This window comes from Brevibacterium pigmentatum, assembly GCF_011617465.1.
GTDB lineage: Bacteria > Actinomycetota > Actinomycetes > Actinomycetales > Brevibacteriaceae > Brevibacterium > Brevibacterium pigmentatum.
In genome coordinates this window covers 1,313,434-1,334,688 of record NZ_CP050153.1, presented here as the reverse complement: position 1 = coordinate 1,334,688, position 21,255 = coordinate 1,313,434, and the positions used below count along the sequence as shown (strand labels likewise).

The following is a 21,255-nucleotide window of genomic DNA, read 5'->3' as shown; positions in this document are numbered from 1 at the left end:
ATCGTCCGACAATCACCCGAACCATCTGAGGAAACAGCAATGACAGCACCAGCACTCGCCGTGACCGTGGGCGATCCCGTCGGCATCGGACCGGAGATCACCGCCACCGTGCTCGCGGAATTCGCGGGCAGAGACGACCAGCACGGGATCGCCGTGGCGGATCTGGCCGTGATGAAACGTGCCGTCGACGTCCTCGGACTCGATGTCGAGCTGCGCGCCATCTCCGATTGGTCGACGCCTTCGGCAGGCGAAGGCGTCATCGACGTCTTCGACATCGGCATCCTCGGCGACGATCTGCCCGACTGGGGCGTCGTCGATGCCCGCGCGGGCAAGGCCTCGGTGGCCGCGATCGAGATCGCCACCCAGGCGGCCATGGCCGAGAAGGTCGCCGGCATCGTCACCGGCCCCATCAACAAGGAAGCCGTGTGGAAATCCGGTTCGCAGCACCTCGGGCACACCGAGATGCTCGGTGAGCTGACCGGAGTGACGAAGCAGGACACGATGTTCGTCGTCGAGAACACGAAGGTTCCCGACCACAAACTCCAGATCTTCTTCGCCACCCGCCACATGTCCCTGCGCAAGGCCCTCGATGCCCTCACCATCGACACCCAGGTCGATTCCATCGAACGTGCCCACCGCGCCCTCCAGCTCTACGGAGTTTCTTCGCCGAGGTTGGCCGTCGCGGCGCTCAATCCGCACGGTGGTGAGAACGGCGCCTTCGGTGACGAGGAGATCGAGATCCTCCGCCCGGCCGTTAAGAAGGTCAATGCCGCAGGCGCCTTCGAGGTCGCCGGGCCGATCCCGGCCGACTCCGTCTTCCACCAGGGACTGACTGGCCGCTATGACGGCATCCTCTCGCAGTACCACGATCAGGGGCACATCGCGTCGAAGACCTTCGACTTCGACGGCACCATCTCCGTCACCGTCGGCCTGCCGATCCTGCGCACCTCCGTCGATCACGGCACTGCCTTCGACATCGCCGGACAGGGCATCGCCGACGCGGGCACCATGCGCTCGGCCTACCGCGCTGCTATCGGCTACGCACCGTTCGTCGACGGCATCCGTGCGGAGTACCTGCCGAAGTAGGCTGAAGACGCATGTCCGACCGCGGCGATTCCGCTGCGGTCGGAGGTGCGGACGACGAGAGGGAGACAGATGGCGATCCGATCGGGGACCCAGAAGCGGCGTGACACCATTCTCGGTCTGCTCAAGACCGGCTCATGGAGCATCCCCCGATTGGCCGGGGAACTCGAGACCTCGGAATCGACTATTCGCCGCGACCTGCGCGAGCTGGCCGCAGACGGAGAGATCATCCGCACCATCGGCGGCGCCGCCGCTGCCGGCTATGTCGAACCGCCGTTGGGCGAGCGGATGGAACAGCAGGCCGAGGCGAAGGACGCCATCGCAGCAGCGGCACTCGAGCGGCTCGACGAGGTCGGAGTGCGCACCGTCTTCCTCGACGCCGGTTCGACGACCGTGCGCCTGGCCGAGCGGATCAGGGACCGCAGCGAGCTCACCGTGTTCACCCGCGGCCTCGAGATCGCGTTGGCCCTGGCCCATCCCGCCGGCCCCAAGGTGGTCATGGTCGGCGGCGAAGTTTCGACCCTGTCCCACGGCACCACCGGTGCGCTGTCCGATCATGCGCTGTCGCGCATCCACGTCGACATCGCCTTCCTCGGCGCCGATGCTGTCGATCCGACGCAGGGACTCGGCGAACCGAGTCTCGACGAGGCCCGCACGAAGGAGCTCATCGCCGAGCGAGCCGGAACAGTCATCGTCCTCGCCGACAGTTCGAAGTCCGGCCGTGAGGTCGCCGCTTGGGCGCCGATGCCACTCGGCTGGACGTGGATCGACGAGCACAGCGAGCACCCACGAAGCTGAGTCGTGGCCGGAGGGGCCAAAGGAGTTCGGCCGCCGAATTGAGAAGTGGTTCGGATAACCCGAACGCGGATCCTACTCCTCAACGAGGTTGAGACAAATTCGGCCATCGTTTCAATTTTCTGTCAACACGCTTCCGATAACGATAACTTCACTGTTCCCTGTGAAGCAGACTTGCCGTTCAAATTCCAAATAGGCAGAGCATTCCTCCTGGTCAGACACGTCGACGACGAATATTTCGCTAATGACACGCCGACGATTTGACACGATTCCTCGATTGAGAAGCTGAACACGTGCTCGTAACGTGGCTTCGGTTCGAAAGATGGATCACTTCGACAGTGGTCCACATGACTGGAGGAATTCATGAGTATCCCCAATACTTCAGGATCCGCATCACCCGCTTCCCCACCCGAGCCCGATCTCAAGACGGTGCGCAAAGCCGTCGCCGCCTCGGCGCTGGGCAATGCGACCGAATGGTTCGACTACGGTCTCTACGCTGTCTCGGTCACCTATCTCGCGCAGCACTTCTTCCCCGGCGAGCATGCGCAGCTGATGGCGCTGCTGACCTTCGCCGTATCCTTCATCTTCCGCCCCCTCGGCGGAATCATCTGGGGACCGATGGGCGATCGCCTCGGCCGCAAACGCGTTCTGGCGCTGACGATCCTGCTCATGGCAGGCTCGACCTTCTGCATCGCCCTGCTGCCCAGCTACGACACCATCGGCGTCGCCGCACCCATCATCCTCGTCCTGCTCCGCGTCATTCAGGGCTTCTCCTCCGGCGGTGAATACGGCGGTGCCGCCACCTTCATGGCCGAATACGCCCCTGACAACCGGCGCGGATTCTTCGGCAGCTTCCTCGAATTCGGCACCCTGGCAGGTATGGCCGCCGGTTCGCTGTTCGTTCTCCTCCTGCAACTCGGACTGGGCGAGCAGACGATGACAGACTGGGCCTGGAGGATTCCGTTCATCTTCGCCGGAGTCCTCGGCGTCGTCGGTCTCTACCTGCGCAATCAGCTCGATGAATCCCCTGTCTACGAAGAGCTCGACAACAGCGATCAAGGCAAGTCGGTCAAGGAAGTCTTCGCGACCCTCTTCGCGAACTACAAGAAGCAGCTGCTCGTCCTCGGCGGCATGGTCGTCGCGGTCAACGTCGTCAACTACACGCTGCTGTCCTACATGCCCACATATCTGCAGGACCCGGTCGGCATGAGCCCGAACGCGTCACTGACCGTGATGTTCCTCGCCCAGGCGTTCATGATGATCCTCATCCCCTTCGGCGGAATGCTCTCGGACAAGGTCGGACGCAAGCCTGTCTGGTACTTCTCCCTCATCAGCCTCTTCGTCGCGGCGATTCCGATGTTCATGCTCATGGCCAACGGTTTCGTGTGGGCGCTCATCGGACTCGCTGTCCTCGGAATCCTCTACATTCCGCAGATCTCCACGATTTCCGCGACCTTCCCGGCGATGTTCCCCGGACCTGTGCGCTTCGCCGGATTCGCCATCGCCTACAACGTCTCGACCGCACTGTTCGGCGGTACTGCTCCGTCGATCAGCGATGGACTCATCGGCGCAACCGGAAACACCATCATTCCCGCCTACCTCGTCATGGCGGCATGTGCGATCGGCTTGGTCGCCACGATCTTCATGAAGGAGACCAACGGTGCCTCGCTGCGCGGCTGTGGACTTCCGGAGACGGGCGCGGACGTCGTCCTCGACGAATCGGAGCTCGTCAACGACGCGAAATGATCGTCCCCGCCGCCGGCGACCACCACTGAGAGGCACGGCCATTCCAAGGAGTCAGACCGGCGACACTGCATCGTAACGTCCGATGCAGTGTCGCCGGTCTTCTGCGACGGTATCTGCGTTAGTCTCGGACCATGGTCATGTTGATTCCCGAACAGCCTGATTTCAACGATTCCACCGCCGAGGAGGTCGTGTGGAATGCGCTGCGCCGTCAGCTTCCCGACGGGGTGACGATCATCCACGGCCAACGGCTGACCGGCGACGACAAGGACGTCGAGATCGATCTCCTCATCCTGTGGCCGGGAGTCGGGATCGCCGTCATCGAGGTCAAGGGCGGACGCGTCGACGTCGTCGACGGCAAATGGTTCACTTCCGGTGCCCAAGGAAAGCGCAGCCGTCTGCCCGAACCACCTCTCGAGCAGGCGATGATCGCCAAACATACCCTCGTGGGCTATCTGCGCCCGCGGCTTTCCCGTGTTCCCGGGCCGATCAGCCATCTTGCAGTCCTCCCCTACACGGAGCTGCCGAGAAGCTGGGACCAGGCGGATGCGCCGAGAAGGCAACTCGTCGATGGCACCGAGATCGACTCCCTGGCATCGAAGATCGCTGATCAGCTGCGCTTTGACTTCGACCCCGAACGCCACGACCTCACCGCCGGCCACGAATTCGTCTTGAAGAACCTCCGCAGAACGAACCAAGCGGTCGAGAATTTCGCACTCAAAGCCTCCGAGATCTCCCACCGCGCCGATGCCCTCAGCCGTGAACAGGCGAAGCTCATCCGCATCCTCCGCCACCAGAATCGCGCCGAGATCAGCGGCGGTGCCGGGTCGGGCAAGACCTATCTCGCTCTGCTCAAGGCCAAGGCGCTGACCCAAGAGGGCAAAAAGGTCGCGCTCATGTGCTATTCCCGCGGACTCGGCCGCTTCCTCCAGCTCCACACCAGCCAATGGCCCGACGAAGACAGACCCGCGTTCGTCGGCCTCTTCCACGACCTGCCCATCAGCTGGGGTGCCCCCACGGGCAGCGACGACGACTCTGACTATTGGGAACGGCGGCTGCCCACGATGCTCAAGGACCTCGCCGATGAGCGCCCACGCAAGAGCCTCTTCGACGCGATCGTCATCGATGAAGGCCAGGACTTCAGCCTGCTGTGGTGGGATGCGGTGCAGTCGTGTCTGCGCAACCAGTTGGCAGGCACCCTCTACGTCTTCACCGACGAACGCCAGCGGATCTTCGACCGCCAGGGTGAATCACCCATCACGATGAGCCCCATCCAGCTCGACGAGAATCTGCGCAACTCCGCCCAGATCGTCGCCGGCATCGCCGACCTCGCGCTCGAGCCTCCCATCGCCCGCAACGGGCCCGGCGAGGAGATCAAATGGATGGACGTCGACGCCGACTCGGCAGTCGCCGCAGCGGATGGCGTGGTCGAAGCGCTCATGGACGCCGGTTGGGTCGCCGGTCAGATCGCACTGCTGACCACCGGCTCCAGGCACCCGGTGCAGAAGGAGATCGTCGAGACCGAGGGAATCGCGGCCTACTGGGACCAATTCTTCGCCGCCGAGGATGTCTTCTACGGCCACGTGCTCGGCTTCAAAGGACTCGAAAGGCCCGCTGTGGTCCTCTGTCTCAACGGATTCAGAGACCGACAGCGGGCCATCGATATGCTCTACGTCGGAATGTCGCGAGCGACGACGAAGCTCATTGTCGTCGGCGATCTGAGCATCTTCGACGAGATCTACGACAACTGATCGCTCAGCTCGTCACCGACTCCAGCTCCGGATGGAGCAGATGCCATCCGACGCGCAGAGCGTCAGAGACTACTCCCCCGCGACCTCGAGGAGGACTTTGCCCATCACTGAGCGGCCGTCGAGTTCATTGATCGCCGAGGATGCCTCGGCCAGGGGGTAGGTCGCGTGGATGCGCGGATTCAGTCTGCCCGCAGAGACGTGATCGAGGACGACGTCCCACTGCTCGTGGATATAGCTCGGGTGCCCCCAGGCCGCCCCACCCCAGGCGACACCGTCGACGGAGATGTTCTTGAGCAGCAGACGATTGACCTTGATCGAGGGAATCTCACCAGCGGTGAAGCCGAGAACGAGGAGGCGCCCGAACGGAGCGAGCACCCGCGTCGAATCGGTGAAGCGGTCGCCTCCAACGGGGTCGAAGACGACATCGACGCCCTTGGGATAGAGCTCCTTCGTCGCATCCTTGAACCCATCGGCGAGGACGACATGAGTCGCACCGAGCTCCCGCACCGCATCGGCCTTCGCCTCGGTCGAGACGACGGCGACGACCTCGAGGCCCATGGCCAGGCCCAGCTGCACTGCGGCCGAACCGAGCCCGCCCGCGGCACCGTGGACGAGGAGGCTCTGCCCGGGCTGGGCATTCGCCCGCACACGCAGTGCGAAGTCAGCGGTGAGCACGTTCATCGGCATACCGGCGGCATCTGCCAGAGAGACCGAATCCGGGACCTTCACGGTAGCTTCGTCACCGGCGATGAGGTATTCGGCAAAGGTTCCCTTTCCGGTGATCGCGGCGACCCGGTCTCCGACGGAGTAGCGGGAGTCCGGACCCACCTCGGCAACCACGCCGGAGGCTTCGGAACCCAGGGTGAAGGGCAGGTCATGCTTGACCTGATACATCCCACGGGTCTGCAGCACTTCGGGGAACGTCACTCCGGCGTAGGCGACCTTGACGAGCACCTGGCCGGGCCCCGGAACAGGACGCTCCACATCAAGGTGCTCCACATCATCGGGGCCGGTCAGAGCGGTGACACGAATGGCTTTCATTGATTCCTCGCTATCGTTTTGACGCACGCAGAGCCGCGGCTCCGGTGTCGGCGGTCTTCTCACCTCTATCACACGACGAGGCTATGAGAGTGATCACTCTCACGGCTTGACTCCCCCGTCAGGGATGAATAATGTGAACTCTACTGAACGATTGTTCACTCGGGAAGGTCAAGGATGACAGAATCACCGGCAGGGTTCGACGCGGACAGCATCGGCCGATGGATCGAGCAGAGATTCGGAGTCAGCGATTTCGACGTCGAAGTGATGTCGGTCGGTCGGTCCAACCTCACGTTCACCGTCCTCGTCGACGGCAGCCCCCGCTGGGTTCTGCGTCGTCCGCCGTTGGGCCACGAGGGCGGGAGTGCTCACAACGTCGCCCGTGAAGGCCGGATCATGGCCGCACTCAACGACAGCAGCGTGCCGGTGCCGACTGTCCTCGACATCGTCGATGACCCCGAGGTCCTCGATGTGCCCTTCGTGTTCATGGATCACTGCCCCGGATTCCCGATCAACACTCCTGCCGAGTGGGAGTCGATCCCTGCCGAGAACCGCTGCGATTGCGCCTTCGGCATGGTCGATGCATTGGCTGCCATCCATTCCGTCGATGTCGATGCCGTCGGGTTGTCCGATCTGCGCCGGCCGGGCGGACTCATCGACCGCCAGCTGCGACGCTGGATCGGGCAGGTCGAGGAGATCGCGATGCGCGAGACCCCGATGATCCACGAGGTCCACGATGCGCTCCGCGAGGCCATGCCCGACCCAGCACGCTCACCCGTGGGAATCGCGCATGGGGACTTCAAACCGAACAATATGATCTTCACACCCGATGGTTCGGTCAACGCCGTCGTCGACTGGGAGCTGACGGCCATCGGGGAGGTGCTCACCGACCTCGGCTATTTCATCGCCATGCTCACTGTGCCGGACCAGTACACCAGCATCTGGGTGCCTCGACCCGACGACGGCTTCCCCACCACGGACGAACTCATCGACCACTACCAGGACGCCACCGGCCACGAAGTCCACGATGTCGGCTACTACTCGGCTTTCGCGATGTGGAAGCTGGCCTGCATCCGCGAAGGCGTGTACACGCGACTGGCGACGGGAAAGATGGGCGACCTCGATCTCGACCCCGAAGAGGCCGGAGCAGGAGTCGAAGACCTCGCACGTCAGGCACTCGGTCTGTTGGAGAAGTCATGACCTCGGCCTTGGCAGGCAGGCGGGCAGTCGTCACCGGAGCCGCCGGAGGAATCGGCGCGGCACTGGCCGCTGAGCTCATCGACCGCGGGGCCGCCGTCGTCCTCGCCGACCTCTCCCCTGCCGTCAGCGACACTGCCGCCGGTCTCGGCACATCGGCATTCGCGTGGACCGGGGATGTGTCGTCGGTCGAGGGAATCGGTGCGCTCATCGACTTCGCCGACGACCGCCTCGGCAGGATCGATCTGTACTTCGCCAATGCTGGGATCATCGGGCCGGCGATGCTCGGTGAGGACGACGCGGACTGGGACTCGATCATCGACGTCAACTTGCGCGCTCATATCCGAGCCGCTCAGGCGCTCGTCCCCCGCTGGCAGGAAGCCGGTTCCGGATACTTCGTCGCCACCGCCTCGGCGGCGGGCCTGCTCACGCAGATCGGCTCGGCCGCCTACTCGGTGACCAAGCACGCTTCGGTCGGATTCGCCGAATGGCTGGCCATGACCTACCGCGACGACGGAATCCGCGCCTCGGTGATCTGTCCGATGGGAGTGAACACGAATCTGCTCGACGATGCCGGATCCGGCGGAGGTCCCGCGCAGAAAGCCGTGACCTCAGCCGGGACCGTCCTGGAACCCGCCGAGGTGGCCACCATCGTTCTCGACGCCGTCGAGGACGAGCAGTTCCTCATCCTGCCGCACCCCGAAGTCCTCGAGATGTATCGGATGAAAGGCAGCGACTACGACCGCTGGCTGCGCGGAATGTCCCGTTACCAAGCTCGACTCAACGCAGAGTGACAGCGAGCCTCGCCACCGGGTGAGACCCGGCTGAGACCAGACCTCACAGCAGTGTGAGACCCACCGAGAAACAAGGAGCCCACGTGTTGGAAACCAGCGAACGCGGACGCGAGTATCAGGAGCGACTCAGCGCGTTCATGGACGAATTCGTCTACCCGGCCGAACCGGTCTACGCCGAACAGATGGCTGCAGCGGCCAGTCCCCACACGCAGCCGCGGATCCTCGAAGACCTCAAGGCCGAAGCAAAGAAGCAGGGCCTGTGGAACCTCTTCCACCCGCACCCGGAATGGGGTCCCGGCCTGACGAACCTCGAATATGCTCCGCTGGCCGAGATCACCGGACGCAGCCTGGAGATCGCCCCCGAAGCGATCAACTGCAATGCTCCGGATACCGGCAATATGGAGGTCTTCACGGTCTTCGGCACCGATGAGCACAAGGAGAAGTACCTCAAACCGCTGCTTGCCGGAGAGATCGCTTCGGCCTTCGCGATGACCGAGCCGGCCGTGGCCAGCTCCGATGCGACGAACGTCGAGATGTCCATGGAACGCACCGAGGACGGTTTCGTGCTCAACGGTCGCAAGTGGTTTGCGTCGAACGGAATGCACCCGAACTGCCGCGTGCTCATCGTCATGGGCAAGACCGATCCCACCGCCGAGGTGCACCGGCAGCAGTCGATGCTCGTCGTGCCGATCGATGCCGCCGGCGTCACGGTTGTGCGCAACCTGCCCGTGTACGGTTACGCCGACCGGGAGGGTCACGCCGAGATCATCTTCGAGAACGTGCTCGTGCCGTTCAAGGGCATCCTCAAGGGTGAGGGCGAAGGCTTCGCCATCAGTCAGGCGCGGCTGGGTCCGGGCCGCATCCACCACTGCATGCGCGCCATCGGAGCCGCCGAGCGGGCATTGGAGCTCATGGTCAGACGCGCCGATTCTCGTGTGACTTTCGGTGAGAAGCTGTCTAACCGGGCGAACATCCAAGACTGGATCGCCGAGTCCCGGATCGAAATCGATCAGGCCCGGCTGCTCACCCTGCATGCCGCAGACATGATGGACAAGTACGGCAATAAGGTCGCGAAGAACGAGATCGCCGAGATCAAGGTCGTCGCGCCGACGATGGCGCTGAAGGTCATCGATCGGGCGGTTCAGATCCATGGCGGCGGCGGAGTCACCGAGGACTTCCCGCTGGCCCGGATGTGGGCCCATATGCGCACTCTGCGACTGGCCGACGGACCGGATGAAGTGCACAAACGCTCCATTGCTCGCAATGAGATCAAGAAATACCGCGGCTGAGATCGCCTCTTCCGCGATACAGTAAAACCCCGCCGGGCCCGCGGCTTAGTGCACGGGCCCGGCATCGCCTGCGAAAGGATGTTCAATGACGAACAGTTGGTTTGAGGATCGCCCGTGGATCACTACCTTGGGTGATCTCGCTCAGGAGCCTTATGTGCTGCCGGAATCGACGCCCCTGGCCGACTTGGCCGAGACGGTCGAAGCCCGCGGCGACGAGGAGGGCATCAACTACTACGGATTCACCCTGACCTGGGCGGAGTTCGACCGGTGGTCGACGGCGTTCGCTGCCTTCCTCTCGGGCCACGGCATCAAGCCCGGCGACCGTGTCGGCATCTATGACCAGAACACCCCAGCATTTGTCATCTCCACCTACGGGATCTGGAAAGCCGGAGGCACCGTCGTTCCGCTCAACCCCATGTACCGTGGCGAGCTCGAGCACATCTTCTCCGACTCTGAGGTCAAGGGGCTCGTCGTCTCTCAGGCCGCATATCTCGACCGGGTCAAGGACTATACGGCGGACGTGCCACTGGTCGTTCTCAGCGATGACCGGAGCTTCCAGACGGATGGCCCCGAAGCGATCTTTGCGATGTTCGACAAGCTGCCGCGGTTCGCGGATCTGCCGCCGACCGAGGGACGTTTCGCATTCGCAGACGCGGTGGAGAACAACCTCGATACTGATTTCACCCCGCTCTCCCCCGTTCCTTCGGATCTCGGGCTCATCGCCTACACGTCCGGCACCTCGGGACGGTCGAAGGGAGCGGCGGCCACTCATGCGAACGTCTCGAGCAATTCGCGTTACTGCCTGCGCAATCCGATTCTGAAACCCGGCGACGGATACGTCTCTCTGGCTCCGCTGTTCCACATCACCGGTTTCATCTGCCAGTTCCTTGCAGCTGTCGCCGGCGGTGCCCGGTTCATCCTCAACTATCGTTTCGATCCCGGTTCGCTCATCGCCCTGTGCGGTCGGGAGAAGCCTGCGTACATGGCCGGCCCGACCACGATCTATACAGCGATGATGGCGCACCCGGATTTCAGTGCCGAGAAGTTCGCGTCCTTCAAGTCCCTCATGTCCGGTGGTGCCCCGCTGCCCGAGGGGCTGGTCAACAAGTTCGAAGAACGTGCAGAGATCTATGTCGGTCAGGGCTACGGCCTGTCGGAGACCTGCGCGCAGGTCGCCACCGTGCCGCACGGTTTCCAGGCCCCGGTCGACCCGGACAGCGGAAACCTCGCCTGCGGTCTGCCGCAGGCGGACGTGATGATCCGCATCCTCGATGACGACGGTCGGCCTGTGGGCCCCGGAGAGGTCGGGGAAGTTGCGATCTCCGGACCGCAGGTGGTCTCAAGCTATCTCAACAATCCTCAGGCCACGGCCGAGCAGATCCCGAACGGCGAGCTTCACACCGGCGATGTCGGGTTCATGAATGAGGACGGATGGCTGTTCATCGTCGACCGGAAGAAGGACATGATCAATGCGTCCGGCTTCAAGGTCTGGCCACGTGAGGTCGAGGACGTGCTCTACATGCATCCCGCCGTGCAGGAGGCAGCGGTCGTGGGTATCCCCGATGACTACCGCGGAGAGGATGTGGCGGCCTTCGTCACGCTGCAGCCCGGCGCCGAGGCGACCGCGGAGGAGATCGTGTCCTTCTGCCGGGAGCGGCTCGCCTCCTATAAGGCTCCGCACCAGGTGACGTTCATCGATCAGCTGCCGAAGACGAGTTCCGGCAAGATCCTGCGGCGGACGATTCGCGCCGATGCCGTCGAAGCCGCCCAAGCGGCTAAACAGGCGGCTACCCCCGCGGACTGAAGGCTGCTGCTTAGAGTTGCGGACGTTCCGTGCTGGATCTTGCCAGAATCCCGCACGGAACGTCCGCAACTCGTTCAGTCGGGCAATGTCAAAGGCGGTTCAGCTCAGGCTGACGGTTTCGGCGCCGCCGATGGAGCTGAAACGATCGGGCTGGCAGGTGAGCAGGATGACCTGAGCCGTGCGACCGACATTGCCGAGAATGACGTTGAGTGCAGCCAGTCGCTGCGCATCGGAGAATCCGAAGGCATCGTCGAGGATGACCGGGGCACCGGATTCCCCATCGACGAGCGTGGCCACGGCAAGGCGGCCGATGAGCGCCAGCTGCTCCTTCGTTCCGCCCGAAAGCGCGTCGAAGGCGACCGTGCGCCCGTCGAGCGTGCGGGAGACGATTTCGAGATTCTCGGAGATCTCCACCGACAGTCCCTGACCGAAGATCACTCGCCCAAGCTTCTCGATCGCTTCCTTGAACGGGGCGACGTACCTCCGCTGAGCCTCTTCCTTGTGCGCGAGCACGGTATCGCGCAGCAGACGGATCGCATTCGCCTGACGCTGCATGCGAGCGAGCCTCGATCGAATGGACTCCAGGTTCTGCTCTGCGACTTTGAGCTTGTCGTAGATGCCTTCGGCCGCGCGATCCTCGAGGAGGGCCGAGAGCTGATCGACTTCCTGTCGGTCCTTCTCCTGCTGCTTCTGCTTGCTCTCGAAGAGCTGGAGAGCATTCTGCCGACGCATCTCCAGGGTCTCCGGGTCGGCGGCGTCGTATTCGGAGCGTGCGGCAGCGGCCTCGTCCTCCAACTGCGTCAATGTTGCCGCGGCGGCCGTCAGTGCTTCGTCGAGCGACTCATCGGAGTTCGATTCCCTGTCCGTGCTCAGGCGGGTACTGAGGTTCTGCAGCGTCGTCGCCGCCTGCTCGTGCGTCGACTGTGCACGCACCGCAGCCACACGTGCCTCATCTCGGTCGGCGCGGATACGGTCGAGCGCGGTCCTGGCCGTATCGACCTGTGCACTCGCATCGTCGACGGCTGCCGTCGTCGCTTCGACTCTGGCTTGGAGATCGTCGATCGACGTGGCGGAATCGTTCGTGTCTGATTCGTCTCCCGCCACATGTTCGGCTCGGGTGAGGGCGGCATTGAGCTCATCGCGGTCGTCGTCCCCGATGAGCACACGCAGAGTCGATGTGGCTTCTGCCAGCACTGCCTCGGCATCGGTGCGCACCTCGCTGCGTTCTCGTGCCTCCTCAAGGGTGGCCACTCCGAGGCGGTCGAGCTCCGCGTCGAGATGTGCCTGAGCGGATTCGAGATGCCGGTCGAGCTCGGCCGGCGACTGACCCGGTCGCACGGTGATGTCGACGACGGAGTCGATGAGGATCTGCAGGTCCGAGGTGACGGCGAATTCCTCGGCAGAATCCTTCGGCACATCGGTTCCGTCGATGCTCACTGCGGTGTCGCCGAGGCGGCGGGCGACGATCTGTGCCGCAGCCGCCGTCTTCGCGTTCTGCGCAATGCGCAGCTCGGTGAACAGTCCCCCGAGTTTCTCGACGTCCTTCGCGGTCACAGTGATCGACCCGATCGTCGCTTTCGCTTCGGCGACACGATGTTCCTGCTGACGGATATCGGTCAGCCTCTTCCGCAGAGTGTCGACCTCTCTGCGTGCCCGGGCACGAGCGAGTTCGGCAGATGCACTCTTCGCCTGGTCCTGCGCGCGGACGAGTTCGGCCTGTCTGGCCTCGAGGCTCTTCTGCGCCGCGGCGAGCGTCGAGTCCTCTTCCTGCTTCGCGGCCGTGACCTTCTCGAGCGCGTCGTCGGCAGTCTGCACTGCCTCTTCAGCCGTGGCGACCTCAGTGATGAGTGCCTGGCGACGGTCACGTGCCTCCTCGGCACGCTGTCGTTCTCTCTGCGCGGCGCTTGCGCGTTCGAGCGCACGGTCGAGTTCAGCCTTGAGCCCGGACACAGCCTGCACGGCTGCCTCAGCGTCTTTGCGTTCGGTCACGGCCGACTCCAGTTGGGCACGCACACCCTTCAGCCGCTCAGTTGCTCGAGCATGTCGGTCGACGAGCGCGTCCATGTCGGCGCTGCGAGCCACCAAATCACGATACTGTTCTTCGGCGGCGGGAAGCTGCTCGGTGAGTCTGCGCAGTTCACCGGTCTCTTTGCCTTTGGCCGTGAAGAACCTCAGGTATTCGGATTCGACTCGGTCGAGGAAGGCATCGTGGTCGGCCGGCTCCTCCCCGGCATCGCCCAGAGCCCCGTGCAGGGCCTTGATCTCGGCCAAAGACGCCTGATCGAGGCTGCGTCCCTGAGCGACGTCGAGGGCATCGAGCAGGTCGACGTCGACGGTTTCGTCGAGGATCGCCAAGAATCTTTCGTGTGCCTCGTTGCCGCTGAGCTGTTCGGAGACAGGCTTGAGAATGCTCAGTTCGGTGAAGGGCTGTTTGATCCAGCGTTTGCTGTACCGGAGTTCGTAGTCCCCGGTGCTCAGGTGCAGGTTGACCCGTGGGCCGACGTCGGAGCCGACCGGCTGGGTGTCTTTGACGCTGGCCTTGCGCGAACTGTCCTTGTCCTCACGCAGCTGTGTGATGGCTTGGTGGATCGAGGACTTCCCGACCTCGTTCGGACCTTCGACGATCGTCACTCCGGAGCTGAAGTCGACGGTGGCGTCGCTGATTGCTCGGTAGTCGATGAGGCGAATGGAATGAAGTCTCATGAACCGCTCCTGGCGAATCGGAAGAGCAGGCCGAGTGCGTCTTGGGCCGCGACCGCTGCGTCGTCGTCTGCTGTGGCTCGTGTGGAGAGTTCGTCGAGGGTCTCCTGCAGATACCCGCTCAGTCCGAGATCGGCGAAGTCTTCGTCGGCGGCGACGACCGCCAAGTCCATGTGCCGCTCCCAGAGTGAGACGAGGGCGAACAGATCGGAGAAGTGATCGAGCTGTTCATCGAGGCGGGCTTTCGCCGCCGTCGGCAGAGTGCCGCGCAGGATCAGCCACACCGCCGTGCGGTCCTTGTCGGGGACGGCGTTCATCCGCTCTTCGAACTCGGTGACATCCTCGGTGGAGTTGAGGTCGGCTTCGATGACGGTGAAGGCCCAGGTGCCGACGTGGACCTTGTCGACCTCGGCCCGATGGGTGTCGGGATCGATGTCGACGACGAGGACGTTGCCCGGATCGGTCTCACGTCGAGAGGTCACCTCCGGTGCCCCCGGGTACCAGATGCGGTCGGCGACTTCGAAGGTCGCGTGCCGGTCACCGAGCGCGACGAACTGGGCGCGATCCTCACGCACCAGAGCCTGCAGATGGTCGGTGTCGATCGTCGCCAGCGATTCCCGGTCAGGGTCAAGGACGCTGACGGCTCCGTGTCCGGCGATGATGCGGATATCACCGGCAGCCACCTCGGCGAGGTCATTCGTCGCCGCGGCGACGAGATCCCCTTGGGGATGTTTGGAGAACCAGGGGGCTCCGATGATCTCGACCCCGGGACCGACGGTGAAGGGACCACTGTCGCGCAGGACGTGCACATGGGAGGGCACTCGCGAGGAGAATGCTGCGGAGTCGTAGATCGAGGCGGCGTCCAAGGGGTCGTGGTTGCCGGGAAGCAGGACGACCGGGACGGTGAACGCGTTGAGGACTTCGAAGGTGCGGGCGATGATCGCTCGGTCGAGCTGGTTGGTTTCGAAGACGTCTCCGCAGACGAGGACGAACTCCGCGTCCGTCTCGGCGGCGAGCGCACCGATGCGAGCCACGGCATCGAGGCGTGCGCGGTGGAACCTCGGGCGCGCCTCGTCGCTGAGGTAGTGCGCGGTCATGCCCAGCTGCCAGTCCCCCGTGGCGATGAATCTCATCTGCTCCTCCTCGATCGGTCCCATCTTACGGTCGCGGGCTCACCATATCGGCCGCCACTGACATAAGTGATGCACAGCACACTTTGCATCGCAGCCAGAGGTCCCACCGGGGCGGATGCCAACGACGCACCGCGCAGACCTCGCTCGACCAACGAGTTCCGTCCCTCAGCCATACCCTCAACTCGCGACTTAGGTTAGGCTAATCATTTGTGAACGCGATTGCACTGACTGCCACCGGCCTCAACCTGGGCTACGACCGCACCGAGGTCGTCCATGACGTGAGCCTGACGATCCTCCCGGGACGGGTGACCGCCCTGCTCGGCCCCAACGGATCGGGCAAGTCGACCGTCCTGCGATCACTGGCCCGACTCCACCCGATCGCCTCGGGCGATGTCGTCATCAGCGAGGCAGATGCGGACACTCCGTCGAGCACTCTGACAGCCAGAGAATTCGCCCGGTTCGTCACCCTGCTGTCCCAGTCTCGCCCGCACCCGTCTGGGCTCAGCGTCCGTGAGATCGTCACCTTCGGCCGCCACCCGCACCGCAAGCGCTTCGCCGGTCTCACCGAGGCCGATCGCAGCGCGGTCGATCGTGCACTGACTCTCACCGGCACTATGGCGATGGCCGATCGTCCGGTCGACCAGCTCTCCGGCGGTGAACTCCAACGCGTGTGGCTGGCGACCTGCCTGGCGCAGGACACCGGTGTGCTCCTGCTCGACGAACCGACGAACCATCTGGACCTGCGCTACCAGGCGGAGATCCTCGACCTCATGCGCGAACTCGCCGATGACCACGACATCGCCGTCGGCGTCGTCCTCCACGACCTCGAACATGCGGCCACCGTTGCCGACCACGTGGTCCTGCTCGAACAGGGCCGCATCCGTTCGGTCGGCACCTGCGAAGACGTCTTCACCGCCGAGACGCTGAGCGAGGTCTACGGGCTGCCCATCGCGACTCGCATCGATGCGGACACCGGCCTGGTTCGGGTCGAGGCACTCCACCGACGGACCCGGCTCCCTGCCGCAGCCCACTGAAGCGCCCTCGCTCCACCCTTTGACGTCCACACCCTGATATCGCACCGCCTCGAATCCGATCGCCGATCGGCCCACAGAAAGAACACCATGACCACAACACCTCTGTCGCGCACCTCGTTCGCCGCCTTCGCTTCGGCAACGGCGGTCTGCGCACTGGCCCTCACCGGGTGCGGAACGACCGACACCGACGCTCCCGCCGATGCGAAGTCACAGACCTCGGCATCGTGCGCGGACGACTCGAGCACCACCTCGGCGGATCCGGTCACCGTCACCGACGACACCGGTCACGAGATCGAGCTGGACAAGCCGGCGGCGAAGGTCGTGTCTCTCGAATGGCAGTACACCGAAGATCTGCTCTCCCTCTGCGTCGATCCCGCCGCCGTCGCCGATGCGAAGGGCTTCACCACTTGGGACACTGCGGAGAAGCTTCCCGAGTCGACCACCGACGTCGGCACCCGCCAGGAGCCCAATGTCGAATCGATCCTGTCGGCCGATCCGGATCTCGTCATCATCGAAACGACGAATCGCAAGGACAAGATCGTCGGTCAGCTCGAGAAGCAGGGAATCCCCGTGATGGCGATGGCCGGAGCCGACGGCAAGGATCCCGTCAAGTACATGAAGGACACATTCACCGCCGTCGCCGAGGCCACCGGTCGCACCGAGCGCGCAGAAGCCGTCCTGACCGACTTCGATAAGAAGCTCGAAGAATCCAAGAAGGCCATCGCCGAGGCGGACCCGGAGACCACCGAATTCGTCTACTTCGACGGCTGGGTCAACGGTTCGAATGTGGCGCTGCGCCCCTTCGGCCAGGGTTCGCTCATCGGCGAACTCGGCGAGGAGCTGGGCATGAAGAACGCATGGACCGGTGAGGTCGACCCCGCGTACGGATTGGGACAGACCGATATCGAAGGCATCTCGAAGGTCGGCGACGCGAACTTCTTCTACACCGGAACCGAAGACCCAGAGTCCGAGGACTATGTCGAGCTGTTGAAGAAGAACGACATCTGGGCGAACATCCCCGCCGTGAAGGACGACCGCACCACGGCCTTCCCCGCAGGGATCTGGACCTTCGGCGGACCCAAATCCTCCGAGAAAGCCCTCGACGCCTACGTCGACGCACTGACGAAGTAATCCGTGGCCTCTCCCCTGACCCGCCAGATGACGCCCAGCCCGACGACAGCGGCACCGGAACCGACCGTGGTTCCGGTGCGCGGTCGCGGTGTCGTCGGTGCTCTCTCGACCGCCGCCGCCCTGCTCGGGCTCGTCGCCATCCTCGTCATCGCCTCCGCATGGCACATCACACAGGGGACCTCGGGCATCGGCGTCAGAGAGCTGTTCAGTGCCGTGACCGGCACACTCTCCCCCGCCGAGGATGGCCCCAGTGCCCGTGACATCCTGCTGGGGTCCCGGCTGCCGCGCGTGGGGGCAGGGATACTCGTCGGCATCGCCTTGGGCGTTGCCGGTGCCCTGTTCCAGTCGCTCGCGCGTAACCCCTTGGCGTCGCCGGACACCCTGGCGGTCACCGGTGGGGCATACTTCGCCGTCACCGTGGTCACGGCCTTCGGCATTGCGATTCCGATCTGGGCCTCGGGCGGGGTCGCCTTCCTCGGCGGTCTGCTCGCCGCGGCCCTGGTCCTGGGTCTGGCTGGAGGCCCCGGTGCCTCGACGACTCGGCTCGTGCTGGCGGGCACGGCCACGGCGATGGCGCTGCAGGCGGGGACGTCGACGTTGCTCATCCTCTTCGCCGAGGAGACGACGAGTCTCTTCTCCTGGGGTTCGGGCACTCTCAATCAGCTCGACGGCTCCGCTGCTCTGCGCAGCATTCCGGTCATCGCCGTCATCGCCGGTGCTGCGATCCTGCTGTCGCGGCGTCTGGATCTGCTCGGGCTCGGTGATGGTGCCGCCTCGGTGCTCGGAGTCCCGGTCAGGTCGACTCGGGCCATCGGCATCCTCCTCGCCGTGATGCTCACCGCCACCGCGGTGACTCTGGCTGGCCCGATCGGCTTCGTCGGTCTCTGCGCCCCGGTCATCGCCAGACTCCTGGCCCGCATCAGCCCGGGCCTCGGCCGTCACGCCGTGCTCTTTCCGGCCGCCGGGCTCATCGGTGCGATCGTCGTCATCGTCGCCGATGCCCTGCTGCGCGCCATCGTCGGCGCCACCGAGGCGATCACCCTGCCGTCGGGAGTGACGACGACCGTGCTCGGGGCGATCGTCCTCGTTCTGCTCGCGCGATCGATGCACACGTCATCACCGGCGGCGTCCACCTCGGCAGCGAATTCGACCGTCGTCGGTCCGCGTCGGGCCGGGCTCGTCATCGTCGCCGGCGTCGTGGTTCTCTTCGCCGTCGCCGTGACCGGTCTGCTCACGGGTGAACGCTTCTACCTCCTCGGCGATGTGCTGCTGTGGTTCCAGGATCGGGCGGCGCCCGTCATCGACTTCGCCTTCGATTCCCGGGCGCCACGGGTCGCTGCGGCTCTGGCCGCCGGGGCCGCACTCGGACTCTCCGGCACCCTCGTCCAAGCCAGCGCACGCAATCCCCTGGCCGAACCCGGGCTGCTCGGCATCACCGGCGGTGCCGGGTTAGGTGCCGTCATCGCCGTCACCCTCATCCCCGGCGCCGGGGTCGGTCTCGTCTCTGCGGTCGGGATCGTCGGTGCGCTTCTCGCCTTCGCCATCGTCTACGGACTCTCGTGGCGGGGCGGGATGAACACAGACCGTCTCGTCCTCATCGGCATCGGCCTTTGGTTCGGGTTCACGGCTCTGACAACGCTGTTCCTCGTCCGCGCAAATCCCTGGGACACTCCGGCCCTGTTCACCTGGCTCTCCGGTTCGACGTACGGACGGACCTGGGCCGATATCGCGCCGGTGGCGCTCGCTCTGCTCGTCGCCGTGCCGCTGGCGTTCGTGTGGACGCGCGAACTCGATCTGCTCGCGCTCGACGATGACACCCCGCGGCTGGTCGGGGTTCCGCGAGAACCGGTGCGCCTCGCCGTGCTCATCACGGCGGCCATCCTCGCGGCGGTGAGTGTGTCGGCCGTCGGTGTCGTCGGATTCATCGGTCTCGTCGCCCCGCATGCTGCACGGGCTCTGGTCGGCGCCCGTCATGCCCGGGTCGTGCCCACAGCAATGCTTCTCGGGTCCGTCGGCCTCGTCGTCGCCGACGCCCTGGGGCGCACGGTCATCGCGCCGGCGCAGATCCGGGCCGGACTCATCGTCGCCCTCATCGGCGCCCCGTACTTCGTCTACCTGCTGGCGCGCACCCGCGCCTGAGCTTCAGTTCTCGCCGCCCACTCGGTCGCGTGGTCGCCGATGAAGTCACGGAGGCGCTCGACGACACGGCCGGTCCGGCGGCCCTGCAATTCGGGGTGCACCTTCTTGTCATCCGGCAGAATAGCGGCAGACGAAAGGTCGCCGTCGAATCGTGATGATGTTCGACGGCGACCTTTGTTCGGCGCGATTGTCAGATGATCCCTGTCGGCACCAGCAGGGCCCAGGCAAGAATCGGGGCGATGAGGACGACGAAGCCGGCGTAGATCATGAGATCGCGCCAGATCGTCTTGGCCTCGCTGCCCCGTGTGTTGGCGATGATGAGCGCACCGTCCGTCGAGAACGGCGAGACATCGACGATCGTCGCCGATACGGCGAGCGCAGACATGACGGCAGTCGCGCTGAGGGCGCTCTGCTCGAGCAGAGGGATGGACATCGGAATCAGCGCTGTGAGCAGCGCAGTCGAAGAGGCGAAGGCCGAACTCACTCCGATGACATAGCAGAGCAGGATCGCGACGACGAGGGGCGCGCCGATTGCCACTGCCATCTTCGACAGTGAATCGATGACACCGGCATGGGTGAGCAAGCTGACGTAGACGACCATGCCCGAGACCAGTAGGACGGTCGACCACGAGATTCCGGAGACGAGGTTCTCGGTGTTCTGCAAAGAGGTGAACGCCAGGACGAGTCCGCACGCCAGTCCGAGGAAGCCGATCGGCAGTTCGAATCCGACCGCGCCGACGACCATGACGACGATGAGGCCGATCGTCAGCCACACCTCACGAGTCATCGTCGGTGTCATCGTGGACGCCTCGGTTTCGACGGCCACGGCCGTTCCGAAACCGCTGCTCGACGCAGTCGTCGCGCCGCCCGAGGTCGGCCCTGCATTTCCCGAACTGGAGTCTCCATGAGTTCCCCAACTCTCAAGGTTGTCCGGGTCGGGCACTGTGCGCAGTCGCCCGAGAGCCTTCATCACTACGACGGTGAGAATCGTGACCAGGAGGTTGACCACGTAGGCGGCGAGGAAGAGTGCGCCGCCGTTGATCTCGAAGCCATTGGCTTCCGCAATGTCACGAACGATGTTTCCGGACACGGAGATCGGAGAGAACCCACCGGCGTGTGCGCCGTTGATGACCATCGCTCCCATGACCACTCCGCTGTACCCGGTCGAGGCACAGAATCCCATGGCAGCCGGTGCCAGGAGCGCGACGGCGGCGGGAGAGAAAGTGCCCATGGCCGTCAGTATCGAGGAGACGACGAAGAAGATCCACGGAACGATATTGATTCGTCCCCTGACCGCTCTGATAGCGAGGTCCACAAGGACTCTGATCGTCCCGTTCCTCTGGGCGATGCTGAAGAAGAAGGTCACGCCGACGATCGTCAGCACAATGCTCGCGGGAAACTCCTCGAGGATCTCCTTGTCATCCATGCCGAACACGAACGTGCCGAAGACGAAGGCCCCGACGAGGCCCATGATCCCGATGTTGATGGGCCATTTCGTGGCGGCGATGAACATCACCACCAGCACCACGAGCATGAGTATCTGAACTAGGGACATCGGTGTTCCTCCAACTTCATTGTCAGCTGATCTTCGTCGAGAAGATTCAGATTTTCATTGAGACGGTCG

At 64.3% G+C, this 21,255-nt stretch carries 16 protein-coding genes; 12 read left to right on the top strand and 4 right to left on the bottom strand.

Translation table 11 applies throughout. The features are described from left to right. Positions 1 to 39: 39 nt before the first annotated feature. The 4 genes from pdxA (at position 40) to GUY30_RS05950 (ending at position 5,372) form a co-directional block, all read left to right on the top strand. Positions 40 to 1,086 (top strand): 4-hydroxythreonine-4-phosphate dehydrogenase PdxA, encoded by a 1,047-nt coding sequence (pdxA, locus tag GUY30_RS05965; RefSeq protein WP_167194975.1) that lies wholly within the window; start codon positions 40 to 42, stop codon positions 1,084 to 1,086. A gap of 69 nt (positions 1,087 to 1,155) precedes the next feature. Further along, on the top strand, positions 1,156 to 1,881 hold the full coding sequence (locus tag GUY30_RS05960) for a DeoR/GlpR family DNA-binding transcription regulator (RefSeq protein WP_167194973.1): 726 nt from the start codon (positions 1,156 to 1,158) through the stop codon (positions 1,879 to 1,881). A 360-nt stretch (positions 1,882 to 2,241) separates the two neighbouring features. Continuing rightward, positions 2,242 to 3,624, top strand: coding sequence for an MFS transporter (locus GUY30_RS05955; RefSeq protein WP_167194970.1), 1,383 nt, complete (start codon positions 2,242 to 2,244; stop codon positions 3,622 to 3,624). A 131-nt stretch (positions 3,625 to 3,755) separates the two neighbouring features. Further along, positions 3,756 to 5,372, top strand: coding sequence for a nuclease-related domain-containing DEAD/DEAH box helicase (locus GUY30_RS05950; RefSeq protein ID WP_167194967.1), 1,617 nt, complete (start codon positions 3,756 to 3,758; stop codon positions 5,370 to 5,372). Between the two features lie 69 nt (positions 5,373 to 5,441). Here the strand turns inward: GUY30_RS05950 and GUY30_RS05945 are convergent, their stop codons facing one another. After that, complete coding sequence (locus GUY30_RS05945) at positions 5,442 to 6,413, bottom strand: NADPH:quinone oxidoreductase family protein (protein ID WP_167194965.1); 972 nt, start codon at positions 6,411 to 6,413, stop codon at positions 5,442 to 5,444. A gap of 174 nt (positions 6,414 to 6,587) precedes the next feature. Here GUY30_RS05945 and GUY30_RS05940 point away from each other — a divergent pair, with 174 nt between their 5' ends. The 4 genes from GUY30_RS05940 to GUY30_RS05925 all read left to right on the top strand — a co-directional run bounded on the left by GUY30_RS05940 (position 6,588) and on the right by GUY30_RS05925 (position 11,494). Next, the gene (locus GUY30_RS05940; RefSeq protein WP_167194962.1) at positions 6,588 to 7,610 is read left to right on the top strand and encodes a phosphotransferase family protein; all 1,023 of its coding nucleotides are present in this window, start codon (positions 6,588 to 6,590) and stop codon (positions 7,608 to 7,610) included. After that, entirely contained in the window at positions 7,607 to 8,401 is a 795-nt protein-coding gene (locus tag GUY30_RS05935; protein ID WP_167194959.1) for an SDR family oxidoreductase, read from the top strand. The genes GUY30_RS05940 and GUY30_RS05935 overlap by 4 nt, the downstream gene beginning before the upstream one ends. An 83-nt stretch (positions 8,402 to 8,484) precedes the next feature. Then, complete coding sequence (locus GUY30_RS05930; protein ID WP_167194956.1) at positions 8,485 to 9,690, top strand: acyl-CoA dehydrogenase family protein; 1,206 nt, start codon at positions 8,485 to 8,487, stop codon at positions 9,688 to 9,690. Between the two features lie 85 nt (positions 9,691 to 9,775). Continuing rightward, positions 9,776 to 11,494 (top strand): class I adenylate-forming enzyme family protein, encoded by a 1,719-nt coding sequence (locus GUY30_RS05925; RefSeq protein WP_167194953.1) that lies wholly within the window; start codon positions 9,776 to 9,778, stop codon positions 11,492 to 11,494. A gap of 99 nt (positions 11,495 to 11,593) precedes the next feature. On the opposite strand, the gene GUY30_RS05920 is transcribed toward GUY30_RS05925, so the two are convergent. Beyond that, complete coding sequence (locus GUY30_RS05920; RefSeq protein WP_167194950.1) at positions 11,594 to 14,197, bottom strand: ATP-binding protein; 2,604 nt, start codon at positions 14,195 to 14,197, stop codon at positions 11,594 to 11,596. Continuing rightward, complete coding sequence (locus GUY30_RS05915) at positions 14,194 to 15,327, bottom strand: metallophosphoesterase family protein (RefSeq protein WP_167194947.1); 1,134 nt, start codon at positions 15,325 to 15,327, stop codon at positions 14,194 to 14,196. Before GUY30_RS05915 ends, GUY30_RS05920 begins: the two co-directional genes overlap by 4 nt. Positions 15,328 to 15,536: 209 nt before the next feature. On the opposite strand from GUY30_RS05915, the gene GUY30_RS05910 reads away from it, so the two are divergent. The 4 genes from GUY30_RS05910 (at position 15,537) to GUY30_RS18035 (ending at position 19,786) form a co-directional block, all read left to right on the top strand. Beyond that, positions 15,537 to 16,361: an ABC transporter ATP-binding protein gene (locus tag GUY30_RS05910; RefSeq protein WP_062241614.1), complete on the top strand. Its 825-nt coding sequence runs from the start codon at positions 15,537 to 15,539 to the stop codon at positions 16,359 to 16,361. Between the two features lie 87 nt (positions 16,362 to 16,448). Continuing rightward, positions 16,449 to 17,492: an ABC transporter substrate-binding protein gene (locus GUY30_RS05905; RefSeq protein WP_167194945.1), complete on the top strand. Its 1,044-nt coding sequence runs from the start codon at positions 16,449 to 16,451 to the stop codon at positions 17,490 to 17,492. 27 nt (positions 17,493 to 17,519) lie between these two features. Further along, on the top strand, positions 17,520 to 19,631 hold the full coding sequence (locus GUY30_RS05900; protein WP_167200735.1) for an iron ABC transporter permease: 2,112 nt from the start codon (positions 17,520 to 17,522) through the stop codon (positions 19,629 to 19,631). Positions 19,632 to 19,660: 29 nt separating this feature from the next. Further along, positions 19,661 to 19,786: a hypothetical protein gene (locus GUY30_RS18035; protein ID WP_266096054.1), complete on the top strand. Its 126-nt coding sequence runs from the start codon at positions 19,661 to 19,663 to the stop codon at positions 19,784 to 19,786. 35 nt (positions 19,787 to 19,821) lie between these two features. Here GUY30_RS18035 and GUY30_RS05895 read toward each other — a convergent pair whose 3' ends face one another. Further along, positions 19,822 to 21,186: an SLC13 family permease gene (locus GUY30_RS05895; protein ID WP_167194942.1), complete on the bottom strand. Its 1,365-nt coding sequence runs from the start codon at positions 21,184 to 21,186 to the stop codon at positions 19,822 to 19,824. Positions 21,187 to 21,255 lie beyond the last annotated feature (69 nt).

Coding starts and splice junctions, on each gene's coding strand:
- GUY30_RS05895 (WP_167194942.1), bottom strand. CDS start 21,186: ATGTCCCTAGTTCAGATACTCATGCTCGTGGTGCTGGTGGTGATGTTC.
- GUY30_RS05935 (WP_167194959.1), top strand. CDS start 7,607: ATGACCTCGGCCTTGGCAGGCAGGCGGGCAGTCGTCACCGGAGCCGCC.
- GUY30_RS05955 (WP_167194970.1), top strand. CDS start 2,242: ATGAGTATCCCCAATACTTCAGGATCCGCATCACCCGCTTCCCCACCC.
- pdxA (WP_167194975.1), top strand. CDS start 40: ATGACAGCACCAGCACTCGCCGTGACCGTGGGCGATCCCGTCGGCATC.
- GUY30_RS05925 (WP_167194953.1), top strand. CDS start 9,776: ATGACGAACAGTTGGTTTGAGGATCGCCCGTGGATCACTACCTTGGGT.
- GUY30_RS05940 (WP_167194962.1), top strand. CDS start 6,588: ATGACAGAATCACCGGCAGGGTTCGACGCGGACAGCATCGGCCGATGG.
- GUY30_RS05920 (WP_167194950.1), bottom strand. CDS start 14,197: ATGAGACTTCATTCCATTCGCCTCATCGACTACCGAGCAATCAGCGAC.
- GUY30_RS05960 (WP_167194973.1), top strand. CDS start 1,156: ATGGCGATCCGATCGGGGACCCAGAAGCGGCGTGACACCATTCTCGGT.
- GUY30_RS05905 (WP_167194945.1), top strand. CDS start 16,449: ATGACCACAACACCTCTGTCGCGCACCTCGTTCGCCGCCTTCGCTTCG.
- GUY30_RS05945 (WP_167194965.1), bottom strand. CDS start 6,413: ATGAAAGCCATTCGTGTCACCGCTCTGACCGGCCCCGATGATGTGGAG.
- GUY30_RS05915 (WP_167194947.1), bottom strand. CDS start 15,327: ATGAGATTCATCGCCACGGGGGACTGGCAGCTGGGCATGACCGCGCAC.
- GUY30_RS05900 (WP_167200735.1), top strand. CDS start 17,520: ATGACGCCCAGCCCGACGACAGCGGCACCGGAACCGACCGTGGTTCCG.
- GUY30_RS05950 (WP_167194967.1), top strand. CDS start 3,756: ATGGTCATGTTGATTCCCGAACAGCCTGATTTCAACGATTCCACCGCC.